The organism is Rhizobium sp. BK379 (assembly GCF_014193955.1).
GTDB lineage: Bacteria > Pseudomonadota > Alphaproteobacteria > Rhizobiales > Rhizobiaceae > Rhizobium.
In genome coordinates this window covers 681,115-699,286 of sequence record NZ_JACIAD010000001.1, presented here as the reverse complement: position 1 = coordinate 699,286, position 18,172 = coordinate 681,115, and the positions used below count along the sequence as shown (strand labels likewise).

Genomic DNA, 18,172 nt, shown 5'->3' with positions numbered 1-18,172 from the left:
AGCCTCCAGCATTCCCATGCTTGTCGCAGGACGGGAAGAGAGACCTCAAATCAAATCATACAGCCTGAAAATCCAGGTGATCTGATAGAGCAGGCCCGCACTTACGAATACAGCATGAAACCGCCGGTTCGCCGTCCAGGCCGCCACGATGCACAGCGCGATGAACACCGCATTCCTCGCCGGGTATTCCCACCCGAGTGCTGCCAGATAGGCCTTGCCCTTCAGCAGCGTGTCCAGAAAATCCACCACATAGGTCACGGCCAGCATGCCGAAGAACCAGCGCCGCCGCGAGATGAAATATTCCTCGTAGCCGCCGTAATCCTCGATCGTCGTCGGGAAGATCAGCACGCAGAGGAAGAAGAACAGGCAGCAGAAGCTGATAAGGAAGAGGTAGACGCCGAAGGAGATCACGGCGAGCGACTGCAGGCGATATTCCCACCACCAGAAATGGATGATGAAGAGGAACATCGAAGCGACCCAGCCGAGGTGCACCCAGTAGACCCGGAATTTGCCGGGCGATTGCACGATGCCGCCGAGGCCGGTCAGCAGGCGGGCGAGCGAGAGGCCGATCACCATCGACATCACGGTGCGGATGTAGACGTAGACTTCCGGTGTCGCGGCCGCCTGCATCATCTCACTCCTGGGGGACGACCTTGGGTTTGCCGTCCTCGTCGAGCGCCACCATGATGAAGGTGCCGGCGGTGACCTTTTCCTGCTGGTTATAACGCGAGCGATGCGCCCAGGCTTCCACCCGCAGCGTGATGGAGGTGCGCCCGACGCGCTCCACATGAGTATAGATGGAGAGCGTATCGCCGATCTTGACCGGAAGTTCGAAGGCCATTTCCTTGACCGCGGCCGTGACGACGCGGCCCCTTGCGCGCTCGGCGGCGCGGATGCCGCTTGCAAGGTCCATCTGCGCCATGACCCAGCCGCCGAAAATATCGCCGGCCGGATTGGCGTCTCCGGGCATGGCAAGCGTACGCAAGGTAAGTTCGCCTGTCGGCTTGGCATCGGTCATCAAGGTCTCCCATCTCGCCGGTGATTCATCTGGAATCACCCTAATGCAAAGGCCAAGTGGTGCGGAAGCCCGTAAAAACGCCGGATTCGACAATGCCCCCTAAAAAATGGTGGCTCGTCGCGGAAAAATCATGACCATCGAAATTTCCTTTTGATTCAGATACTTGAAGCTCAAATGCGTGCCGCGCCCATTTGCCTCACGTAGCGTTATTTCATCAAGATCTAATCAAGTTTTACCGTCCGGTAAGCGGCTCATATCAGTATCTGCTGATTGTCACACATGAGAGCTGCCGGAACCCCATGCGCAACATCAGGATTTCTACCCGCCTTTACGGCCTCGTCGCCTTCGCACTTGTCGTGCTTGCCGCGACGATGATCTTCTTCCTCAACTATTCCTATCGGCAGCTGGAGGCCGAGCGAAAAGCCGGCCTGGCACAGATGGATGCTACCGCGCTCGCCATCTTCGACAAATATTACAAGCTTGAGCAGGCCGGCACGATGACCCGCGAGCAGGCGCAGGCGGCCGCCAAGGAAGTGATCGCTTCCATGCGCTATGGCGGCGGCACCGGCTATTTCTGGATCAACGACATGCATCCGACCATGGTGATGCATCCGGTCAAGCCCGAGCTCAACGGCACGGATCTGACGCAGAACAAGGATCCGAACGGCAAATTCCTGTTCGTCGAGTTCGTCAATACGGTGAAGGCAAGCGGGCAGGGCTTCGTGGATTACTACTGGCCGAAGCCGGGTGCCGATCAGCCGGTCCTCAAATATTCGCATGTGGCGGGCTTCCAGCCCTGGGGCTGGGTCGTCGGCACCGGCGTCTATGCGGACGATCTTGCAGCGCTCTATCGCCAGAACGCCACCTGGACGGCGGTAGTCGGCCTTATCGGCGCCCTCGTCACCCTTGCCTTCGCCTATGCGATCGTGCGCAGCGTGACGGCCCCGGTCGCCCGCCTGAAAGAGGCGATGAACGCGATTGCCGATGAAAATGCGAGCGTCGACATCACGGATGCCGATCGTCGCGACGAGATCGGCCAGATGGCGAAATCGCTGATCGTGCTGCGCGACTCCGTTGCCGAGCGCGCCGAACTGCGCGTTCGCGAAGATGAGCGCCAGCGGGAGATCGAAGGCGAGCGGCGCGGCAACGAGGCGAGCCTGCGTTCGTCCTCCGAGCGCCAGACGGCGGCGATGCGCGCGCTCGGCGCCGGGCTGGAGCGGCTTGCGGCCGGCGACCTGACGGTTTCGATCGACGATATCGGCCAGGATTATGCCAAGCTCCGTTCCGACTTCAACGCGGCAGTCGACGCACTGAACAGTGTCATCAACGCGATCGCGGAATCGAGCCACATCGTCAATGACAGCGCCCGCGATATCAGCGACGCGACCAACAACCTCTCCAAGCGCACCGAGCAGCAGGCCGCGGCGCTGGAAGAAACGGCAGCGGCGCTCGACGAGATCACCGCGACGGTCCGCACGGCTTCCGAGCGCGCCAACGAGGCACGCAGCATGGTGGCGGAAACGAAGACGAGCGCCGGCAAATCCGGCGAGATCGTCCGCAACGCCGTCTCGGCCATGAGCCGCATCGAGGATAGTTCGAGCCGCATCAACCAGATCATCGGCGTCATCGACGAGATCGCCTTCCAGACCAACCTCCTGGCGCTGAACGCCGGCGTGGAAGCAGCGCGTGCGGGCGAAGCTGGTCGCGGCTTTGCGGTCGTGGCGCAGGAAGTGCGCGAACTGGCGCAGCGCTCGGCCAATGCGGCCAAGGAGATCAAGGCGCTGATCTCGAGCTCGGCAACCGAAGTCGAAGGCGGCGTGGCGCTGGTGCGCTCCACCGGTGACGCGCTGGTCGAGATCGAGGCGCTGGTCAACCGGGTCAACGCCCATGTCGACTCGATTGCGACGGCCGCCCGCGAACAGGCGACCGGGTTGCAGGAGATCAACACATCGGTCAACCACATGGACCAGATGACCCAGCAGAATGCCGCGATGGTCGAGGAGACCACGGCCGCCAGCCAGACGCTGGCGGAGGAAAGCCAGCAGCTGCGGTCGCTGTTGTCGAAGTTCCAGCTGCGCGGCCAGGCCGGGCAGGGCGCGCGGTACGGCCGGGCTGCCTGATAGCGGGTGACGATCTGACGAGAAAGGGCCGCGGCATTGCGCGGCCCTTTCTTTTATTCCAAGGCAGATCAGAGGAAGGCGTCAGCCGATACCGTGCTGCTTCAGGAGTGCCTGCTCGTCGCCCGAAACCCAGCCGAAGACTTTCGCTTCTCCATCCAGAACCTGCACGAGATAGTGGACGTCGAAGTCGATTATCGTGTCCGGTTGGCTCTCACAGACATAAGTCGCCCTCCAGGCGACATGCGCCACGCAATGGCTCTCATCGATCGGTGAGAGACGGACATGGCGAAGCATCATATCCTTGGTGCCAATGGCGCGATAACGCTCATACCCCTTCGCCATCATGCGCTTGAGCTCATCGTCATTCTTGCCGGACATGACCCCGGAAGGCGAGGCGGCGATGACATCCGAGGCATAGAGGGCGGCGACCTCACCCATATCGGCTTTGCCCGTGAGCCCCTGGCGGAACAGGTGTTCATACCGCTTGAACAGTTTCCTTACTGCTGCTTCCATAGGCTGGTTTCCTGATGGACCGGGCTCATGATGCAGCAGCTATGGTGCTGGCCGGGAATACCAATAGGGCTCGAAGCAGGATCAGCATTTTTCGGGTCGGCCCGCCTATGGCGCAGGAGCACATGATCCCACGGTGCGGAGATACCTCTCTAGCGAGTGCAAGCGCTCCGGATCAGCCAATCTCCACACGTAAAGCTTTCATTCACCGTTTTTAACTAAATTTGAATCGAGGTTTTCAGATCACAGGCCGCATGCGGAAGCGATAAGTATGGCGTTTCTTTCCCTTCTCCAGCGTACCGCCTTGCCACTCCTGCTTTCTGCGGCATTGACGACCTGTTCGATCAGCGACGGCCTGGTGCCGCCCGAGAATGTCGATAGCAGCACGCGCGTCAGTTCCATCACGCCGCCGCGGGGCGGGGCCTTGCGCATGGCGCCGGTCCAGAGCCAGCAACCTTATCCCGCAGCCAGCGCGCCGGTCGGCAATACGCAGGGACAGATCGATTATCTCGACACGCCGAACCTCGCCGGGACGAGCCAACAGATGCGCGCGCCCGGACAACAGTCGGCCCCGATGGCCGCGCCGCAACAGGGGCAGCGGCGCCTGCCCATGATCGATAGCGACGAGGCGCTCGCGCAGCAGGGCCAGCCGCAACAGGCACCGAATGGCAACTGGGGCGGCGTGAAGCCGCTCGCCATCCCCCAGGGTGGCGTCAACATGGATTCGGAACTTGGTGCCGGGCAGGGCAATGAGCAGGTCGTCGGGCTGGCGCAGGACGAGCAGCAGCAGATTGCCGAGGGCAATGCCACCGAACCTGTTGTCGACGGTATCGGCACCGATAACCCGACACAGCTCAACCAGGGTCGCCTGCCGCAGCCGGTTGCCGCGCAGATGAGCCGCGCGCCGATGCGCGCTGCCGGCAATCGCGCCCAGACCTGGAGCGACGGCAGCCCGGTGCTGGCACCGACCCGCGTTCCGGAAGAGGATGAGCCGGAAGAGGTCGCCATGCTGCGGCCGAACAATCCGATGATGAGTGAACGGGCCGCACCGATCGATCCCGGCGTCATGCCGGCCTCGGAGCTCTCCTGCCGGCGCGAATTGAAACGCATGGGCGTGATCTTCGATGACCGCCCGCCGATCTCCAACGGGCCGGCCTGCCAGGTGCCCTATCCCGTGTCGCTGAAGGGCCTTTCCGGCAATATCGGCGTCAAGCCGGCGGTGACGCTGAATTGCCAGGTGACGCTTGCCTTCGCCAAATGGGTGAAGAACGAACTCGCGCCTTCGGCTCGCTTTCGTTACTGGACCGGCATTCAGACGATCGTGCCGCTCGGCGGCTATTCCTGCCGGCGCATGAACAACAGCCGCCAGAGATACAATCCGATTTCGGAACATGCGAAGGGCAACGCCATCGATGTCGGCAAGTTCGTACTGAAGAACGGTCATGAGATCGACGTGCGCAAGAAGGGCCTGTTCTCCTTCCGCGAAGGGCGGCTCCTGAAAGCCGTGCGCACCGACAGCTGCAATTACTTCACGACGGTGCTCGGCCCCGGCTACAATCCGGAACACTACAACCATTTCCACTTCGATCTCATGTCGCGCAGGGGCGGAAGAGCCGTCTGCAAGTAGGTGGATATCACGGGAAGGTCTGCGTCACCTCGATCACGCCGACGATGGCAGCGTTGAAGCTGTCCATTTCATCAGCGGGTATCCAGTATTCGAGATGTGCCCGACCGCCGGCTTCCTGTACCGCGTATCCGTCGAGATAGTCCTTTCGGACCTCGAATCTCGTAACGAATCCTGCGCCGCTACGAGGCACGTTCTAGTCACGGGCGATCCTGACGGCATAGTCCTGAGAAAGCACCGGATAGAAGATCGGCTGATCGGGCAGGCGGGGCGGAAATCCGCGCATGCCAAGATCGCGGATGAGCGCTAGTTCCTCTGGACCAACCGGACGCCAGAGGGTGATTGTTTCGATGGCGTCGCTCATGTCCTGTCCTCGTTGGTCGTCTCTTCGGTCAAGGTCTTTGCCGGCAATGCTGCGGTGTCGCAGATCGCCTTTTCGAGGGTCGAGATCAATACGGTGCCGAGATCGCTGACCGACTGGATGATCTGTGCATTTTCATAGTAACCGGTCGTATCGTGGCCGATGCCGAGCCCGTAAAGCCTGATGTCGTCGGCGGCTTCTACGCGTCCGATTACCTCGCGCAGGTGACGGTCGAGAATGGTGTCCTCGTTGTGGAAGAACGTTGCATCATCGACAGGTGCACCATCGGAGAGGACAATCAGCGCCTTTCTCTTCTTCTTGATTGCTGCCAGCCGATCCACCGCCCAATTCGAGCGCTTCACCGTCGATATTCTCTTTGAGCAGGTCCGGGCGAAGCATGGGTTCCAATGCACGACCTCCGCCTGATCAGTGGGGTGCGGCCGCGGATTTATAAATGATATGCAGAGTATCGTTCAGGCGTCCAGGCAATCGCGGCCTGCCCCTGCTTCGCCAGAGTTGGCGGGATTTGCCGCCCTTCCACCGGACGGTCGTAAAGCCGAGCAGTTCAGTAGCGATGCCCAGATTCTTGAGGAAATCCAGCGCAATGTCGCAGGCTGCTGCCGTGAGCAATATGTTCTGTCCCTTCATCGAACCCGATTGATCGACGAGAAGGGTGATTGCCATCTCCGACAACTCCTCAGCGGTCTTTGCCGAACGAATGCGGTCCGATGCCGCCAGTGCCTTGACGGTCGCGCCGGTTCGCCAATCCGTCAGCGCATAACTGAACGTTCGGCAGGCACCCAGGTATTGGATCTGGTCGGCGCCTTCCAGTTTGCCGAGAACGGTATGCAGCTTGTCTGCATCGATGACGATATCGAATTGCCGGGTGTAGATGCGATAGGCGTCCGCGTCGGGGTGCCTTTCGGGCGCCGCGACGGAACTGGTTCTGGTCATTTTCGTCTGGCTTTTAAAACAGGATTTAAGGCGTTGCAGAGCGCGAAACATGGATAAAACTTTTGGAGCGGCGGTACGACCGCTAGATGGCATGGAGAATTTGCCGAAGTCTACAACTTACTGTCGTGACAGCGGCATGTCGCATACTTCTGCCTCGCCCGCAGGCCGGCCCCGGATATCCTCGCATCCTGCCGGAAACCATTAAGGCACTTCGCAGTTAGGAATACTCGGCCTGATCCCGGGGGATGAGGCGACTGCGGGGAAGGATGGAGATCGGCGATCTCGGGCTCATGGCGGGAAAGCATCTGCTCATTGTCGAGAGCGGCGATCTGGTCGCCGACGAAGTGCGGCTTGCGCTGACGCAGGCCGGCGTCGTCATCGTTGGGCCTGCCGCCTCCGTCGAAATCGGCCTTGCGCTGCTCGACATCGTCAGGATCGATGGCGCCATCCTGGATATCCGCATCGAAGGCGAAACCGCATTCCCGCTCGCCGAGCGACTGCAGGACACAAGAATATCTTTTGTTTTCGCGATGTTTCATGCCGATGCGGATATTGCACCAGGTTATGGCGGCTACCGGCTCAACGAGAGCCCCGCCGCACTTGCCGAGATCGGCGAGGCTCTCTTTGCGCCGCGCGCAAACGGCGGCTGAAATCCGGCCTGGCTCGCAGCGGCATCCCATTGTGCGGTAGCGTACAAAGTGGCCCGCTGGCGGAACGAACAGCAGGTTGCCCCCTTTCTCCAGAATAAGAGCCCGCGGGTTCACATCCGGGGCCAGGGAGCCAGGACATGCAAGATTCCCACGAAATGCTTCAACAAGAGATGGTCGCCCATATTCCGGCGCTGAGAGCATTTGCCCGCACCTTTTACCGATCGTCCGGGGATGCCGATGATCTCGTACAGGAAACGCTCGTCAGGGCGCTTGGCAGCATCGGCCAGTTCAAACAGGGCACCAAGATGAAATCCTGGCTGTTCACGATCATGCGCAACGCCTTCTGCACACGCTTTCGCCTCAGGCAGCGCGAGACGCTGGGCTCGGAAGAATGCGCCTCCTCGCAAGGCAGCGTGCCGGCCGACCAGGAATGGCACCTGCGCGGCCACGAACTGGAGGCTGCCTGCGGACACCTGCCGGAGCCTTATCGCGCCGCCTTCGCCTTCGTCTTCGTGGACGGGCGCTCCTATGAAGAAGCCGCGGACCATTTCCATTGCCCGATCGGCACTATCAAGAGCCGGGTGAACCGCGCCCGCCGACGCATTGCGCATGATATCGGCTATTATCAATAGGCCTGATTATCGCCGGCCTGGACTTTCGCGAGAGCCCGCGGCTGTCTGAGTTCGCCGATCAGCCGGCGATATTCCTGCTCGGCGCGACCGTAGGAATCGCCGGCGAATTCCTCGAGGCCCGTCCGGTCGCGGACGGTAACCAAGCTGCGCTCCGACCAGATCAGCTGCCTGCCTTCCAGATCATGCAGGGCGGTGGTTATGCTGGCGCGCCTGACGGACAGCATGAGAGCCAGGAATTCGTGCGTCAGGCCGATGTGGTCGCCATCGATACGGTCGTGGCACATCAGTATCCAGCGCGCCAGCCGTGCCTCGATGGAGTGATTGGCGTTGGCAAGCGAAGTGAAAGCCGCCTGTACTATGAATGTCTGGACATAACGGTTCAGGAGCCTGCGCAGAGATGGCACGGCCCTCAGGGCCTCCTGCAGCGGCTCCACGGCGATGCGCGAACCATGGCCTTCCACCTGCACGAAAATGTCGAAGGTCGCGTGCGTGCTGTCGAGGATCGGCGCCAGCGGCACGATGCCTTCGCGCCCGACGATGCCGACCTCGCTTGATCGTTCAGCCACCGATCGCGCGACGATCGACGCGATGCCGTCCTCGATGAAATAACAATGTTTCAGCTGATGGCCCGAGGTCGAAAGCGCATAGCCACGCGGCAGGGCAAGCGGTTCCAGGTAAGGGGTGAGATGCCGTGTCGCCTCCTCGTCCATTCTTCCGCGCAATATATTATCGCCGGCTGCATAGATGGCCCTGTCCATGATCTTCCCCTTCGTCGTGCACCAGACTCGATACGACGGCCGAAGTTCCCGATTAGCGCCGATTTTCGCAGGAGTTGTGTCGGCAGTCGAGCTCCATGCAGCCTATGCGCACCGATGTTTCAGGCTTGTCACCAAATGGTGATCTTTCCTGGAATGCCGGGGCGGGAACTTTATTCGGGTCGCCGTGTTGGGCGCGAACGATCGATCCGGGGCAGCGCCGCTATTCACATGTCAGACTGGACCACACCCCTTTACATCCGGCTTCCGGACCAGGAGAGCCTTATCACCGTTCGCGGGACGGGCCATGCGGCAGCGCTTCTTGCCGACAAATGGCCTGTCACCCACGGTCCGGCCTTCGAGCACGCGCTGGCCTCCTTCGCGGCGGTCTCGGAAGGCCATCTCTTGCCCGACGAGGCGCGGGAAGCCTTCGTCGAAGCGGCGGATGCTGCCGGCGTCGGCTGGCTGAACTATGACGAGGCCTGATATCACGTGTCGCGACGCAAGCGTTGTGGCAAGAGCAGGGCTGCTGAGACGAAGAGGAAGCCAAAAGCCTTCAGCGCCGCCACCACCATATGACCGATTTCCCAGCGATGACGCACCGCTTCGAAATCCGCCGGCAGCGGCCCGGCCGCCCAGAGCGCCAGGACGGCATTCATGGGCGCAACGAGGATGAACCACGCCGCAAGCGCGGCAATGAAAAGAGCCGCCCCGACGAGAGCGAGTGCGACGGACGGCCGCCTGCCGTGCAGAAGGAAGGCAAGCAGGACGGTAAAGACAATCGCCGCGAGATCGACCGGCGCACCGACGACGGCGAAATACTCGAACTGGCCGTTGAAGACAGTTGTTTCCCGCCAGAGCTCGGGCGACCAGATGGCGAGCCGCGGGCCTGCCTCAAGAACGTGGGCGTAGGACGGGCCGAGGCTGAGGGCGGCGAGAAAGAGCGTCGCAACGCCGAGACCGGGGATGAACCGTTCCGCACCGCGTCCGCGTGTGCGAGCTTGCTGTCGAGATTCATGTAAGCGCATGGACGACCAGCCCGAGCAGGACGCAGCCGGCGAGGCCGGCGATGAAGATCACGCGCCTCGTTTTCGTGCGCAGGATGATTTCTCCGCCCCGCGCATCCTCGGCGGAAAAGATTCTCGCCTTGGCACCGTCATCGACAGATCCGGATTCTTTCGCTGTCATGGTCTTGCCTTTCCTTTCCCGACATTTGCCGAACATCCGAGCCAGCAGCAGGTTCCCGTCCGCCGCGTCCATCCGTCGCCCGGGCCGGAACTGCGGGCCGATTGACTTGTTCCCGCGAAGGATTAAGCTTTGAGGCATCGCAACCACCATCCGCGCGAATGCCAGCGGAGGGTGCGAGTGGCGGGGCAACCTTGAGGAGGATGAGGTTTGCCGTGGATTACCGTGTTATTCTGCTGATCTGTGCATCCGTGATTGCCCTTTCGCCCGGCAGCGCCGGGGCGCAGGAGGGCGATGCGACAGCGGGTGCCGTTGTTTTCAAGAAATGCGCGACCTGTCATATCGTCGATTCCGATACGAACAAGGTCGGCCCGTCGCTCAACAAATTGTTCGGCCGACCGGCCGGAACGCATCCCAATTTCGCCTATTCGCCTTCGATGAAGGCCGCCGGTGAGGGCGGTCTCGTCTGGGACGAGGCGACCCTGCGCGACTACCTGCACAATCCGAAAGCAAAGGTGAAGGGCACGAAAATGGCCTTCGTCGGCGTCAAGGACGACCAGGAGATCACCAATCTCATCGCTTATCTCAAGCAATATTCCCAGTGACGGATCATAATCCAAATGCCGGGTGGTGGCTGACGGCACATGCCTAAATTGCCGTAATTGCAGATATTTTCCAGTTATGCGATAATAAAAACGGACTTTTGCGGAATACGGTTTCACGGTCGACTGCTCAGGGAGGAGCGGAAATGGCTGTTGTGCTGATCCTTGTCCTTGTTGTCGTCGGCTCCGTGCTGTTCCATGTGCTGAGCCCGTGGTGGTGGACGCCGATCGCGTCCAACTGGAGCTATATCGACAGCACCCTCGTCATCACCTTCTGGATCACCGGCATCGTCTTCGTCGCGGTGATTTCCTTCATGGCCTATTGCGTCTTCCGCTTCCGGCACAAGCCGGGCAACCGGGCGCATTACGAGCCCGAGAACCGCAGGCTGGAAGTGCTGCTTGCCTCGGGAACGGCTGTCGGGGTCGCCGCCATGCTGGCGCCCGGCCTGATCGTCTGGAAACAGTTCATCACCGTGCCGCCCGATGCCGCATCGGTGGAAGTTGTCAGCCAGCAATGGCTGTGGAGCTTCCGCCTGCCTGGCGCGGACGGGAAGCTCGGCCGCGCCGAGACGCGTGACGTGACCGCCGAAAACCCGCTCGGCCTCGACAAGAACGATGCAAGCGGCCTCGACGACATCATCATCGAGGGCGGCGAGCTGCATCTGCCCATCGGCAAGCCGGTGCACATATTGCTGCGCTCGGTCGATGTGCTCCACGATTTCTATGTGCCGGAATTCCGCGCCAAGATGGACATGATCCCCGGCATGGTCACCTATTTCTGGCTCACGCCGACGCGCACGGGAACCTTCGAGATTCTCTGTGCCGAACTCTGCGGCGTCGGCCATCCGCAGATGCGCGGAACCGTCATCGTCGACAGTGACGCGGACTACCAGACCTGGCTTGGTCAGCAGCAGACGTTCACCCAGCTTACTGCATCGTCGGGAGAACCGCCGCCATCAAACTGAGGCGGCGGGTGACGGCCGGAGGCCGCATCGGGAAAGGAAGGGAAGAGAGATCATGGTCGAGATTCCATCCGGCAGCATCCCATCCGCCGAAGTCGAGGATGTCGAGCTTTATCATCCGCACAGCTGGTGGACGAAATATGTGTTCAGCCAGGATGCGAAGATCATAGCCGTGCAATATTCGATCACCGCCATCTCGATCGGCATGGTGGCGCTGGTGCTCTCCTGGCTGATGCGGATCCAGCTCGCCTTTCCCGGCGCTCTCTCCTTCATCGATGCCGATCATTATTACCAGTTCATCACCATGCACGGCATGATCATGGTGATCTATCTGCTCACTGCGCTCTTCCTCGGTGGTTTCGGCAATTACCTCATTCCGCTGATGGTCGGCGCGCGCGACATGGTCTTCCCCTACGCGAACATGCTGAGCTACTGGATCTATCTGCTTGCGGTGCTGATCCTGGTCGCCGGCTTCTTCGCACCCGGCGGCCCGACGGGGGCGGGCTGGACGCTTTATCCGCCGCAATCCGTCCTGTCGGGCACGCCCGGCGGCAAGGACTGGGGCATCCTGCTGATGCTCAGCTCGCTGATCGTCTTCATCATCGGCTTCACCATGGGTGGCCTGAACTATGTGGTGACGGTGCTGCAGGGGCGGGCACGCGGCATGACGCTGATGCGCATGCCGCTCACCGTCTGGGGCATCTTCACCGCGACGGTGATGGCGCTCCTGGCCTTTCCGGCCCTCTTCGTCGCCTGCGTGATGATGATGTTCGACCGCGTGCTCGGCACCAGCTTCTTCATGCCCGCCATCGTCGAGATGGGCGAGCAGCTGAAGCATGGCGGCGGAAGCCCGATCCTGTTCCAGCACCTGTTCTGGTTCTTCGGGCATCCGGAGGTCTATATCGTCGCGCTGCCGGCCTTCGGCATCGTTTCGGACCTGATCAGCACGCATGCGCGCAAGAACATCTTCGGCTACCGCATGATGGTCTGGGCGATCGTCATCATCGGAGCCCTGAGCTTCGTCGTCTGGGCGCACCACATGTATGTCAGCGGCATGAACCCGGCCTTCGGCTTCTTCTTCGCCACGACGACGCTGATCATCGCCGTTCCAACGGCGATCAAGGTCTATAACTGGGTGCTGACGCTCTGGCGCGGCGACATCCACCTGACGCTGCCGATGCTCTTTGCGCTCGCGTTCATCGTCACCTTCGTCAATGGCGGCCTGACGGGCCTTTTCCTCGGCAATGTCGTCGTCGACGTACCGCTGTCGGATACGATGTTCGTCGTCGCGCATTTCCACATGGTCATGGGTGTTGCGCCGATCCTCGTCATCTTCGGGGCGATCTATCACTGGTATCCGAAGGTGACGGGACGCATGCTGAACGAGACTCTCGGCCAGATCCATTTCTGGATCACCTTCCTCGGCACCTATGCGATCTTCTTCCCGATGCATTATCTCGGCCTGCTCGGCGTGCCGCGCCGCTATTTCGAGATGGGGGAGACGGCCTTCGTTCCGCCCTCGGCCCATACGCTGAATGTCTTCATAACGGTGATGGCGCTGATCGTCGGGGCGGCACAGATCGTCTTCCTGTTCAACCTGGTCTGGAGCCTTTTCCGGGGCAGGGAGGCGGGCGGCAATCCGTGGCGGGCGACGACGCTCGAATGGCAGACGCCGCAGACCCCGCCGGCGCATGGCAACTGGGGCAAGGATCTGCCTGTCGTGTACCGCTGGGCTTATGATTACAGCGTGCCGGGAGCGGCGGAGGATTTCATTCCGCAGAATGTGCCGGCAAGCGGCGGCGTCACACGGGAGGTTCCGGCATGAACGTCATGCTGATCTTCCTTGCCGCGGTGGCCGCCATCATCATCTGGTGGCTTTCCGGGCAGCGGTTGACCTCGAAGCCCTGGCTGGAAACGGGATCTGTGCAGCTGCCCGCGCATGACGATACCGTCAGGCAGCAGTCACCGGTGCCGGCGGTCAAACTCGGCCTCTTCGTGTTCCTCGGCGTCGTCGGCGCGCTCTTCAGTCTCGCCGTCAGCGCCTATTTCATGCGCATGGCGTCGGCCGACTGGTGGGGAATGCCGGTTCCGCGACTGCTCTGGATCAATACCGCAGCGCTCGCGCTCAGCAGTTTGGCGCTGCAATGGGCCAGACGCGAAGCGCAGCATGGGCGCATGGAAAGCCTGCGGCCGGCGCTCGTGACCGGGCTTGCGCTTGCCGTCTTCTTTCTGATCGGGCAGATCCAGGCATGGCGGGAGCTGACCGCAGCCGGCTATGTGCTGACCGACAATCCCGCCAACAGCTTCTTCTACATGCTGACCGGCCTGCACGGCCTGCATATTCTCGGCGGGCTTGCCGTGCTCGCACATACGACGGTCAGGGCATTTTCGGCAAATGTTCAACCCGACAGGCTGCAGCTCAGCGTCGATCTCTCGGCCATCTATTCGCATTTCATGCTCGCCGTCTGGCTTTTGCTCTTCGCGCTCTTTGCCGGCTGGGCGAATGACTTCGTCGATCTTTGCCGCACGTTGCTTAACTAGAACCAGGGGCTGCTCAGGAGGCGCAGATGGCACAGACTATCGGGACACACGACGAAACAAGCCTCAGGCCAGCAGGCCTGCGGGGCGTCGCGGCCGATTTCAGCTCGGACCAGCGCGCCTTCAAGACCGCCTCCTGGGGCAAGGCGATGATGTGGATCTTTCTGCTCAGCGATACTTTCGTCTTCGGCTGTTTCCTGATCGCCTACATGACGGCCCGCATGTCGACGCCGGTCGCCTGGCCCAATCCGAGCGAGGTCTTCGCGCTGCATATCGGCGGCGAGGACGTTCCGCTGATCCTGATCGCGATCATGACCTTCGTGCTGATCTCGAGCAGCGGCACCATGGCGATGGCGGTCAATTTCGGCTACCGCCGCGAACGCCGCACCACTGCGGCACTGATGCTGCTGACGGCACTTCTCGGGGCAACCTTCGTCGGCATGCAGGCTTTCGAATGGACGAAGCTGATCACCGAGGGCGTCCGACCCTGGGAAAATCCGTGGGGTGCTGCGCAGTTCGGCTCGACCTTCTTCATGATCACGGGCTTTCACGGCACGCATGTCACCATCGGCGTCATCTTCCTCCTCATCGTCGCCCGCAAGGTCTGGCGGGGCGATTTCGATGTGGAACGACGCGGTTTCTTCACCAGCCGGAAAGGCCGCTACGAGGCCGTCGAGATCATGGGCCTCTACTGGCACTTCGTCGACCTGGTCTGGGTCTTCATCTTCGCGTTTTTCTATCTGTGGTGAGGTCGTCATGAGCGAGACAACGGCACATGCGCAAAGCCCGACGGTACAGGCACAGGAACACGGACAGCAGCACCCGATCCGGCTCTATCTGGTGGTCTGGGGCCTGCTTTTCGTGCTCAGCGCCTTTTCCTACATGGTCGATTATCTCGGCATCCAGGGCCATCTCAGGTGGACGCTGATCCTGCTCTTCATGATGCTGAAGGCGGGGCTCATCGTCGCCGTCTTCATGCACATGGCCTGGGAACGGCTGGCGCTGGTCTATGCCATCCTGCTGCCACCGCTGCTGGTGCTTGTCTTCGTGGCGCTGATGGTTTCGGAAGCGGACTATACGATCTTCACCCGGCTCGCCTTCTTTGGCGCCGGGCAGTAGGGGCCCGGGAAAGGGAAACGCAGAAAGTTTCAACGCGTTTGTTTTTCCTTCCGGGGCGCTTGCGGGCTGGCTTGCAGGCCGTGATTCCGGCCCTGCGGAGCGGTCTCGAGGAATATTTTTGCGTCCTGTTTTTTGTGTGGAACTCTCTGCCACCTCGTGCGTTTGGCAGCATCTTTATGGAGCGATCGGGAGGAGATCATGCAACCGAAGATCGGAACGGATGCCCCTGCGGACCGCTGGATCGGTGCCGTGGAGCTTGCGATCGTGCAGAAGGCTTTCGACAGACTTTGCGCGGAACGCGGCTTGTCGCGCGACTGCACAGAGGCACGTGAACTCGCGCGTGTGACAATCGACCTTTACCGGCAGGGTGCCGACAGCGAATACAAGCTGCACACCTCGCTGTCAGGCTCCGATTTCAAGACACCGGCCCTGTGAGCGGCCGATGAGCAATGTCGTGACATTCCCGCGCCGGAACCTGAGGTCGCACCACCCATACTATGTCGGCTCGGCGAGGCAGGTGGAAGGGCGGATCGCGATATTGGAGACGATCGCGAAGATCACCGTGCGCGACAGCGCGTTCACGCCCTATGAACAGGCGGCTCTGCTGGCGAAGCTGAGGACCGCCATCCGCGCGGAATGCGTCGCGCACAAGCTGTCGCCGGACGAGCAGTTCGAAACGATGCGCTATGCCGAGCGCCTTCTCGACGATATCCTCGACAGCATCCACGACTGAGGCATCTGCCGTCACGTTTTCTTGTTCCGCCGCAGCCCTGCAGGCACCATGCCGCAGTTGCGGAGCAGCATCTGCTCATGCCAACATCCGGCCATGCTGATCCGACCTGCCAGAGCGGAAGACCGCAGCGCTATATGGACGATCCTGGAACCTGTCATCCGGGCAGGCGAAACCTATACGCTCGACCGCGACATGAGCGAGGCCGATGCGCTCGATTACTGGCTCGCCCCCGGCAAGGAAACTTTCGTCGCCGATGACGGCGGCAGCATTATCGGCACCTATTACATCAGGGCCAATCAGGCGGGCGGCGGCAACCATGTCTGTAACTGCGGATATATGACGGCACCCGCGGCGGCGGGGCAGGGTGTGGCGCGCATCATGCACCAGCATTCGCTTGCCCATGCACGCCAGCGCGGCTTCCGGGCCATGCAGTTCAATTTCGTCGTCAGTTCCAACGAGCGGGCGGTGCGGCTGTGGCAGTCGCTCGATTTTCAAGTGGTCGGCCGGCTGCCCGGGGCGTTCCGGCATCCGACCCTTGGCTTTGTCGACGCGCTCGTCATGTACCGGGATCTTTGACGACGCGAGCCTCACGCAGGAATGCCGTAGACCGGTATTTCGCCGCTGAGCCCCCGTAGAAAAGCGGTTGTGCCGTGCAGGCTGCGACCACGCGCGGCAAGCAATGTGCGCGCTTCCTCATCCTCGACCACAGGTGTCGTTGCAAAGATCATATCCGGGGTGGCGATCGTCTGCAGGCGCGATGCCAGATTGACCGTCTGACCAAAATAATCCTGCCGCTCGTTCATCAGCACGGCAAGGCACGGGCCGCTGTGCAGGCCGACCTTCAGGAACAGGTCGTCGCGACTGTCGCGCCGGTTGAGTTCATCGATCACCTTGCGGATGTCGAGTGCGGCGGCCACGCCCTGCGCCGGGGTTGGAAAGGTTGCCATGATCGCATCGCCGATGGTCTTGACCACCGCGCCGCCATGGGCGGAGACGACCTGATGCATGAGCTGGAAATGCGAGCGTACCAGATCGAATGCGGCAAGGTCGCCGATCCGCTCATAAAGTTCGGTCGATCCCTTCAGGTCGGTGAACAGGAAGGTCAGGCTGGTGATCCTGAAGCGCTGGTTGAGATCGAGAACATTGGTACGGTAAATATCCCGGAAAGTCTGGTGCGTGAGCAGCCGCTTGGCGGTCAGGACTGGCACACGCCGCGTCAGGATCGCTTCCAGCGTATTGCCGGCGATCCAGAGGATCGGCATTGTCCTCCGGTTCGTCCGGTTTTCGAGATCGAGCATCAGAAGGCCCGGTGCCACACGCAGCGTTTCGCCGGCCTGGTGCGCATCGTCGAGCTCGATCGACAGACGCTGGCCCTCGGCCGGTTCGCCGCTCACTTCCAGGAATCGCGAGCTGTGCGTCACGGGATCGAAGAGGATCGCCACGCCCTCGCGCATCTCAACCTGGCGGCCCATGAGCGCACCCGGCGCAATCTCGAACGCGTCGAGGACGACCTCGCTGACGATGGGCGCAAGATGCTCGGGCAGATCGCTGCCTGAACTCCAGAAAATCTGTCGCGTATAGTCCCAGAGCGGCAGGCTGTCGGGATCGTGGGCGGCGATATGGCGGATGCGCGGATCGACCGTGAAGGTGATCTCCACGGTCTCGTCGAGCGTCGGTTCGCAATCGAGCGCGCAGAAGGAACAATTATAGTGATGCTGGTCGATGCCCTGCAGCGACTCCGCCTGATAGAGCACGCCGCCGCAGCTTTGGCAGACGACGTTCCAGGAGAGTTCGAAAAGGCCGTGCTGGGTGGCATGCAGGAATGCGGCGATGCTCTCCTGCTCGCCGAGCCCGTTCGTGCGCGCAAAGGCCAGCGGATTGACGCGGTTCAGGCCAAAATCCGGCGCTTCCTCAATAAGACGCGCCATCGCGGCGGCAACGGTTTCGTCGACATGCTGGCGCACGGCCATGACGCGGTTGGCTATATCAGGCATCGCTCATCCTATCAGAGTGCGGCCCGAAAAGCGGGGCCGAGAAGAACAACAATAGGTCGGCAATGGCAGGCAGGCGACCCGTTTATTTTTCGCCTTAAGGTAACCTTTCGTGCGCCGGAGCGAAACAACGTGGGCCGGAGACCTTGTTTCTCATCTGCTGAAAAAAGAAAGCCGGCCCAAGGCCGGCTTAGACGAACGCGGCTAAACAGGGGATACTGAGCCGGTTCCTTGCATTTCGTGACTGACAATAAATTTCACTGCAATGCCGAGGGCAGCAAAAGGCGTAACGAGATCGCCATGAGGGCGGCTCCGCAAAGGGGTGGGCGGCGGGCGGAGACCGGTGCTGTCCTCGGGCTTCCTTATGAAGGACGAACATCACCGCTTGATGACATGGGCCTCCGGCAGACGATTTTCT

23 protein-coding genes and 1 pseudogene are annotated in these 18,172 nt (G+C 61.3%); 14 read left to right on the top strand and 10 right to left on the bottom strand.

Going from position 1 to position 18,172, the window contains the following annotated elements; translation table 11 throughout:
- Window positions 1–45 precede the first annotated feature (45 nt).
- Complete coding sequence (locus FHT93_RS03620) at window positions 46–630, bottom strand: hypothetical protein (RefSeq protein WP_112968400.1); 585 nt, start codon at window positions 628–630, stop codon at window positions 46–48.
- A gap of 4 nt (window positions 631–634) precedes the next feature.
- Complete coding sequence (locus FHT93_RS03615; RefSeq protein ID WP_112547587.1) at window positions 635–1,018, bottom strand: acyl-CoA thioesterase; 384 nt, start codon at window positions 1,016–1,018, stop codon at window positions 635–637.
- 299 nt (window positions 1,019–1,317) lie between these two features.
- Between FHT93_RS03615 and FHT93_RS03610 the strand changes: the two genes are divergently transcribed.
- Window positions 1,318–3,138: a methyl-accepting chemotaxis protein gene (locus tag FHT93_RS03610; protein ID WP_112968360.1), complete on the top strand. Its 1,821-nt coding sequence runs from the start codon at window positions 1,318–1,320 to the stop codon at window positions 3,136–3,138.
- Between the two features lie 81 nt (window positions 3,139–3,219).
- Here FHT93_RS03610 and FHT93_RS03605 read toward each other — a convergent pair whose 3' ends face one another.
- Entirely contained in the window at window positions 3,220–3,651 is a 432-nt protein-coding gene (locus FHT93_RS03605; protein WP_183846119.1) for a nuclear transport factor 2 family protein, read from the bottom strand.
- Window positions 3,652–3,919: 268 nt separating this feature from the next.
- Between FHT93_RS03605 and FHT93_RS03600 the strand changes: the two genes are divergently transcribed.
- A complete protein-coding gene (locus FHT93_RS03600) occupies window positions 3,920–5,275 on the top strand; it encodes an extensin family protein (RefSeq protein ID WP_183846118.1) in 1,356 nt (451 codons plus the stop codon).
- Between the two features lie 7 nt (window positions 5,276–5,282).
- On the opposite strand, the pseudogene FHT93_RS03595 reads toward FHT93_RS03600, so the two are convergent.
- From FHT93_RS03595 to FHT93_RS35880, 3 genes and pseudogenes are all read right to left on the bottom strand, one after another.
- Window positions 5,283–5,636, bottom strand: a pseudogene (locus tag FHT93_RS03595) (ADP-ribosylation/crystallin J1).
- On the bottom strand, window positions 5,633–5,995 hold the full coding sequence (locus FHT93_RS35885; protein ID WP_183846117.1) for a hypothetical protein: 363 nt from the start codon (window positions 5,993–5,995) through the stop codon (window positions 5,633–5,635). Before FHT93_RS35885 ends, FHT93_RS03595 begins: the two are co-directional and overlap by 4 nt.
- Before the next feature lie 64 nt (window positions 5,996–6,059).
- Window positions 6,060–6,587 carry a hypothetical protein gene (locus tag FHT93_RS35880; protein WP_183846116.1) on the bottom strand — a complete coding sequence of 176 codons (528 nt, stop codon included), beginning with the start codon at window positions 6,585–6,587 and terminating at the stop codon, window positions 6,060–6,062.
- A 266-nt stretch (window positions 6,588–6,853) separates the two neighbouring features.
- On the opposite strand from FHT93_RS35880, the gene FHT93_RS03580 reads away from it, so the two are divergent.
- Entirely contained in the window at window positions 6,854–7,237 is a 384-nt protein-coding gene (locus tag FHT93_RS03580) for a response regulator (RefSeq protein ID WP_183846115.1), read from the top strand.
- Between the two features lie 137 nt (window positions 7,238–7,374).
- Entirely contained in the window at window positions 7,375–7,869 is a 495-nt protein-coding gene (locus FHT93_RS03575; RefSeq protein WP_112968355.1) for a sigma-70 family RNA polymerase sigma factor, read from the top strand.
- Here FHT93_RS03575 and FHT93_RS03570 read toward each other — a convergent pair.
- Window positions 7,863–8,627, bottom strand: coding sequence for a Crp/Fnr family transcriptional regulator (locus tag FHT93_RS03570; protein ID WP_183846114.1), 765 nt, complete (start codon window positions 8,625–8,627; stop codon window positions 7,863–7,865). The two genes, FHT93_RS03575 and FHT93_RS03570, sit on opposite strands and share 7 nt — an antisense overlap.
- A 228-nt stretch (window positions 8,628–8,855) precedes the next feature.
- Here FHT93_RS03570 and FHT93_RS03565 point away from each other — a divergent pair, with 228 nt between their 5' ends.
- A complete protein-coding gene (locus FHT93_RS03565; protein ID WP_112547581.1) occupies window positions 8,856–9,110 on the top strand; it encodes a DUF982 domain-containing protein in 255 nt (84 codons plus the stop codon).
- Between the two features lie 2 nt (window positions 9,111–9,112).
- Here FHT93_RS03565 and FHT93_RS03560 read toward each other — a convergent pair whose 3' ends face one another.
- Together FHT93_RS03560 and FHT93_RS03555 are read right to left on the bottom strand one after the other, a co-directional pair.
- Window positions 9,113–9,652, bottom strand: coding sequence for a DUF1772 domain-containing protein (locus FHT93_RS03560; RefSeq protein ID WP_246781536.1), 540 nt, complete (start codon window positions 9,650–9,652; stop codon window positions 9,113–9,115).
- Entirely contained in the window at window positions 9,639–9,812 is a 174-nt protein-coding gene (locus tag FHT93_RS03555) for a hypothetical protein (RefSeq protein WP_183846113.1), read from the bottom strand. The genes FHT93_RS03560 and FHT93_RS03555 overlap by 14 nt, the downstream gene beginning before the upstream one ends.
- A gap of 212 nt (window positions 9,813–10,024) precedes the next feature.
- Between FHT93_RS03555 and FHT93_RS03550 the strand changes: the two genes are divergently transcribed.
- From FHT93_RS03550 to FHT93_RS03510, 9 genes are all read left to right on the top strand, one after another.
- A complete protein-coding gene (locus tag FHT93_RS03550) occupies window positions 10,025–10,414 on the top strand; it encodes a cytochrome c family protein (RefSeq protein WP_183846112.1) in 390 nt (129 codons plus the stop codon).
- Window positions 10,415–10,557: 143 nt separating this feature from the next.
- The gene (locus FHT93_RS03545; RefSeq protein WP_183846111.1) at window positions 10,558–11,376 is read left to right on the top strand and encodes a cytochrome c oxidase subunit II; all 819 of its coding nucleotides are present in this window, start codon (window positions 10,558–10,560) and stop codon (window positions 11,374–11,376) included.
- Between the two features lie 52 nt (window positions 11,377–11,428).
- Window positions 11,429–13,198, top strand: coding sequence for a cytochrome c oxidase subunit I (gene ctaD / locus FHT93_RS03540; protein ID WP_112547577.1), 1,770 nt, complete (start codon window positions 11,429–11,431; stop codon window positions 13,196–13,198).
- Window positions 13,195–13,914, top strand: coding sequence for a cytochrome c oxidase subunit 3 (locus FHT93_RS03535; RefSeq protein WP_183846110.1), 720 nt, complete (start codon window positions 13,195–13,197; stop codon window positions 13,912–13,914). The genes ctaD and FHT93_RS03535 overlap by 4 nt, the downstream gene beginning before the upstream one ends.
- 26 nt (window positions 13,915–13,940) lie before the next feature.
- Window positions 13,941–14,660, top strand: coding sequence for a heme-copper oxidase subunit III family protein (locus FHT93_RS03530; protein WP_183846109.1), 720 nt, complete (start codon window positions 13,941–13,943; stop codon window positions 14,658–14,660).
- Window positions 14,661–14,667: 7 nt separating this feature from the next.
- The gene (locus FHT93_RS03525) at window positions 14,668–15,030 is read left to right on the top strand and encodes a cytochrome C oxidase subunit IV family protein (RefSeq protein WP_112968348.1); all 363 of its coding nucleotides are present in this window, start codon (window positions 14,668–14,670) and stop codon (window positions 15,028–15,030) included.
- Window positions 15,031–15,228: 198 nt separating this feature from the next.
- Window positions 15,229–15,465, top strand: coding sequence for a hypothetical protein (locus FHT93_RS03520; protein WP_112547573.1), 237 nt, complete (start codon window positions 15,229–15,231; stop codon window positions 15,463–15,465).
- Between the two features lie 7 nt (window positions 15,466–15,472).
- Entirely contained in the window at window positions 15,473–15,763 is a 291-nt protein-coding gene (locus FHT93_RS03515; protein WP_112547572.1) for a hypothetical protein, read from the top strand.
- A 93-nt stretch (window positions 15,764–15,856) separates the two neighbouring features.
- Entirely contained in the window at window positions 15,857–16,339 is a 483-nt protein-coding gene (locus FHT93_RS03510; protein ID WP_183846108.1) for a GNAT family N-acetyltransferase, read from the top strand.
- A gap of 11 nt (window positions 16,340–16,350) precedes the next feature.
- Here the strand turns inward: FHT93_RS03510 and FHT93_RS03505 are convergent, their stop codons facing one another.
- Window positions 16,351–17,757 (bottom strand): adenylate/guanylate cyclase domain-containing protein, encoded by a 1,407-nt coding sequence (locus FHT93_RS03505; protein ID WP_183846107.1) that lies wholly within the window; start codon window positions 17,755–17,757, stop codon window positions 16,351–16,353.
- Window positions 17,758–18,172 lie beyond the last annotated feature (415 nt).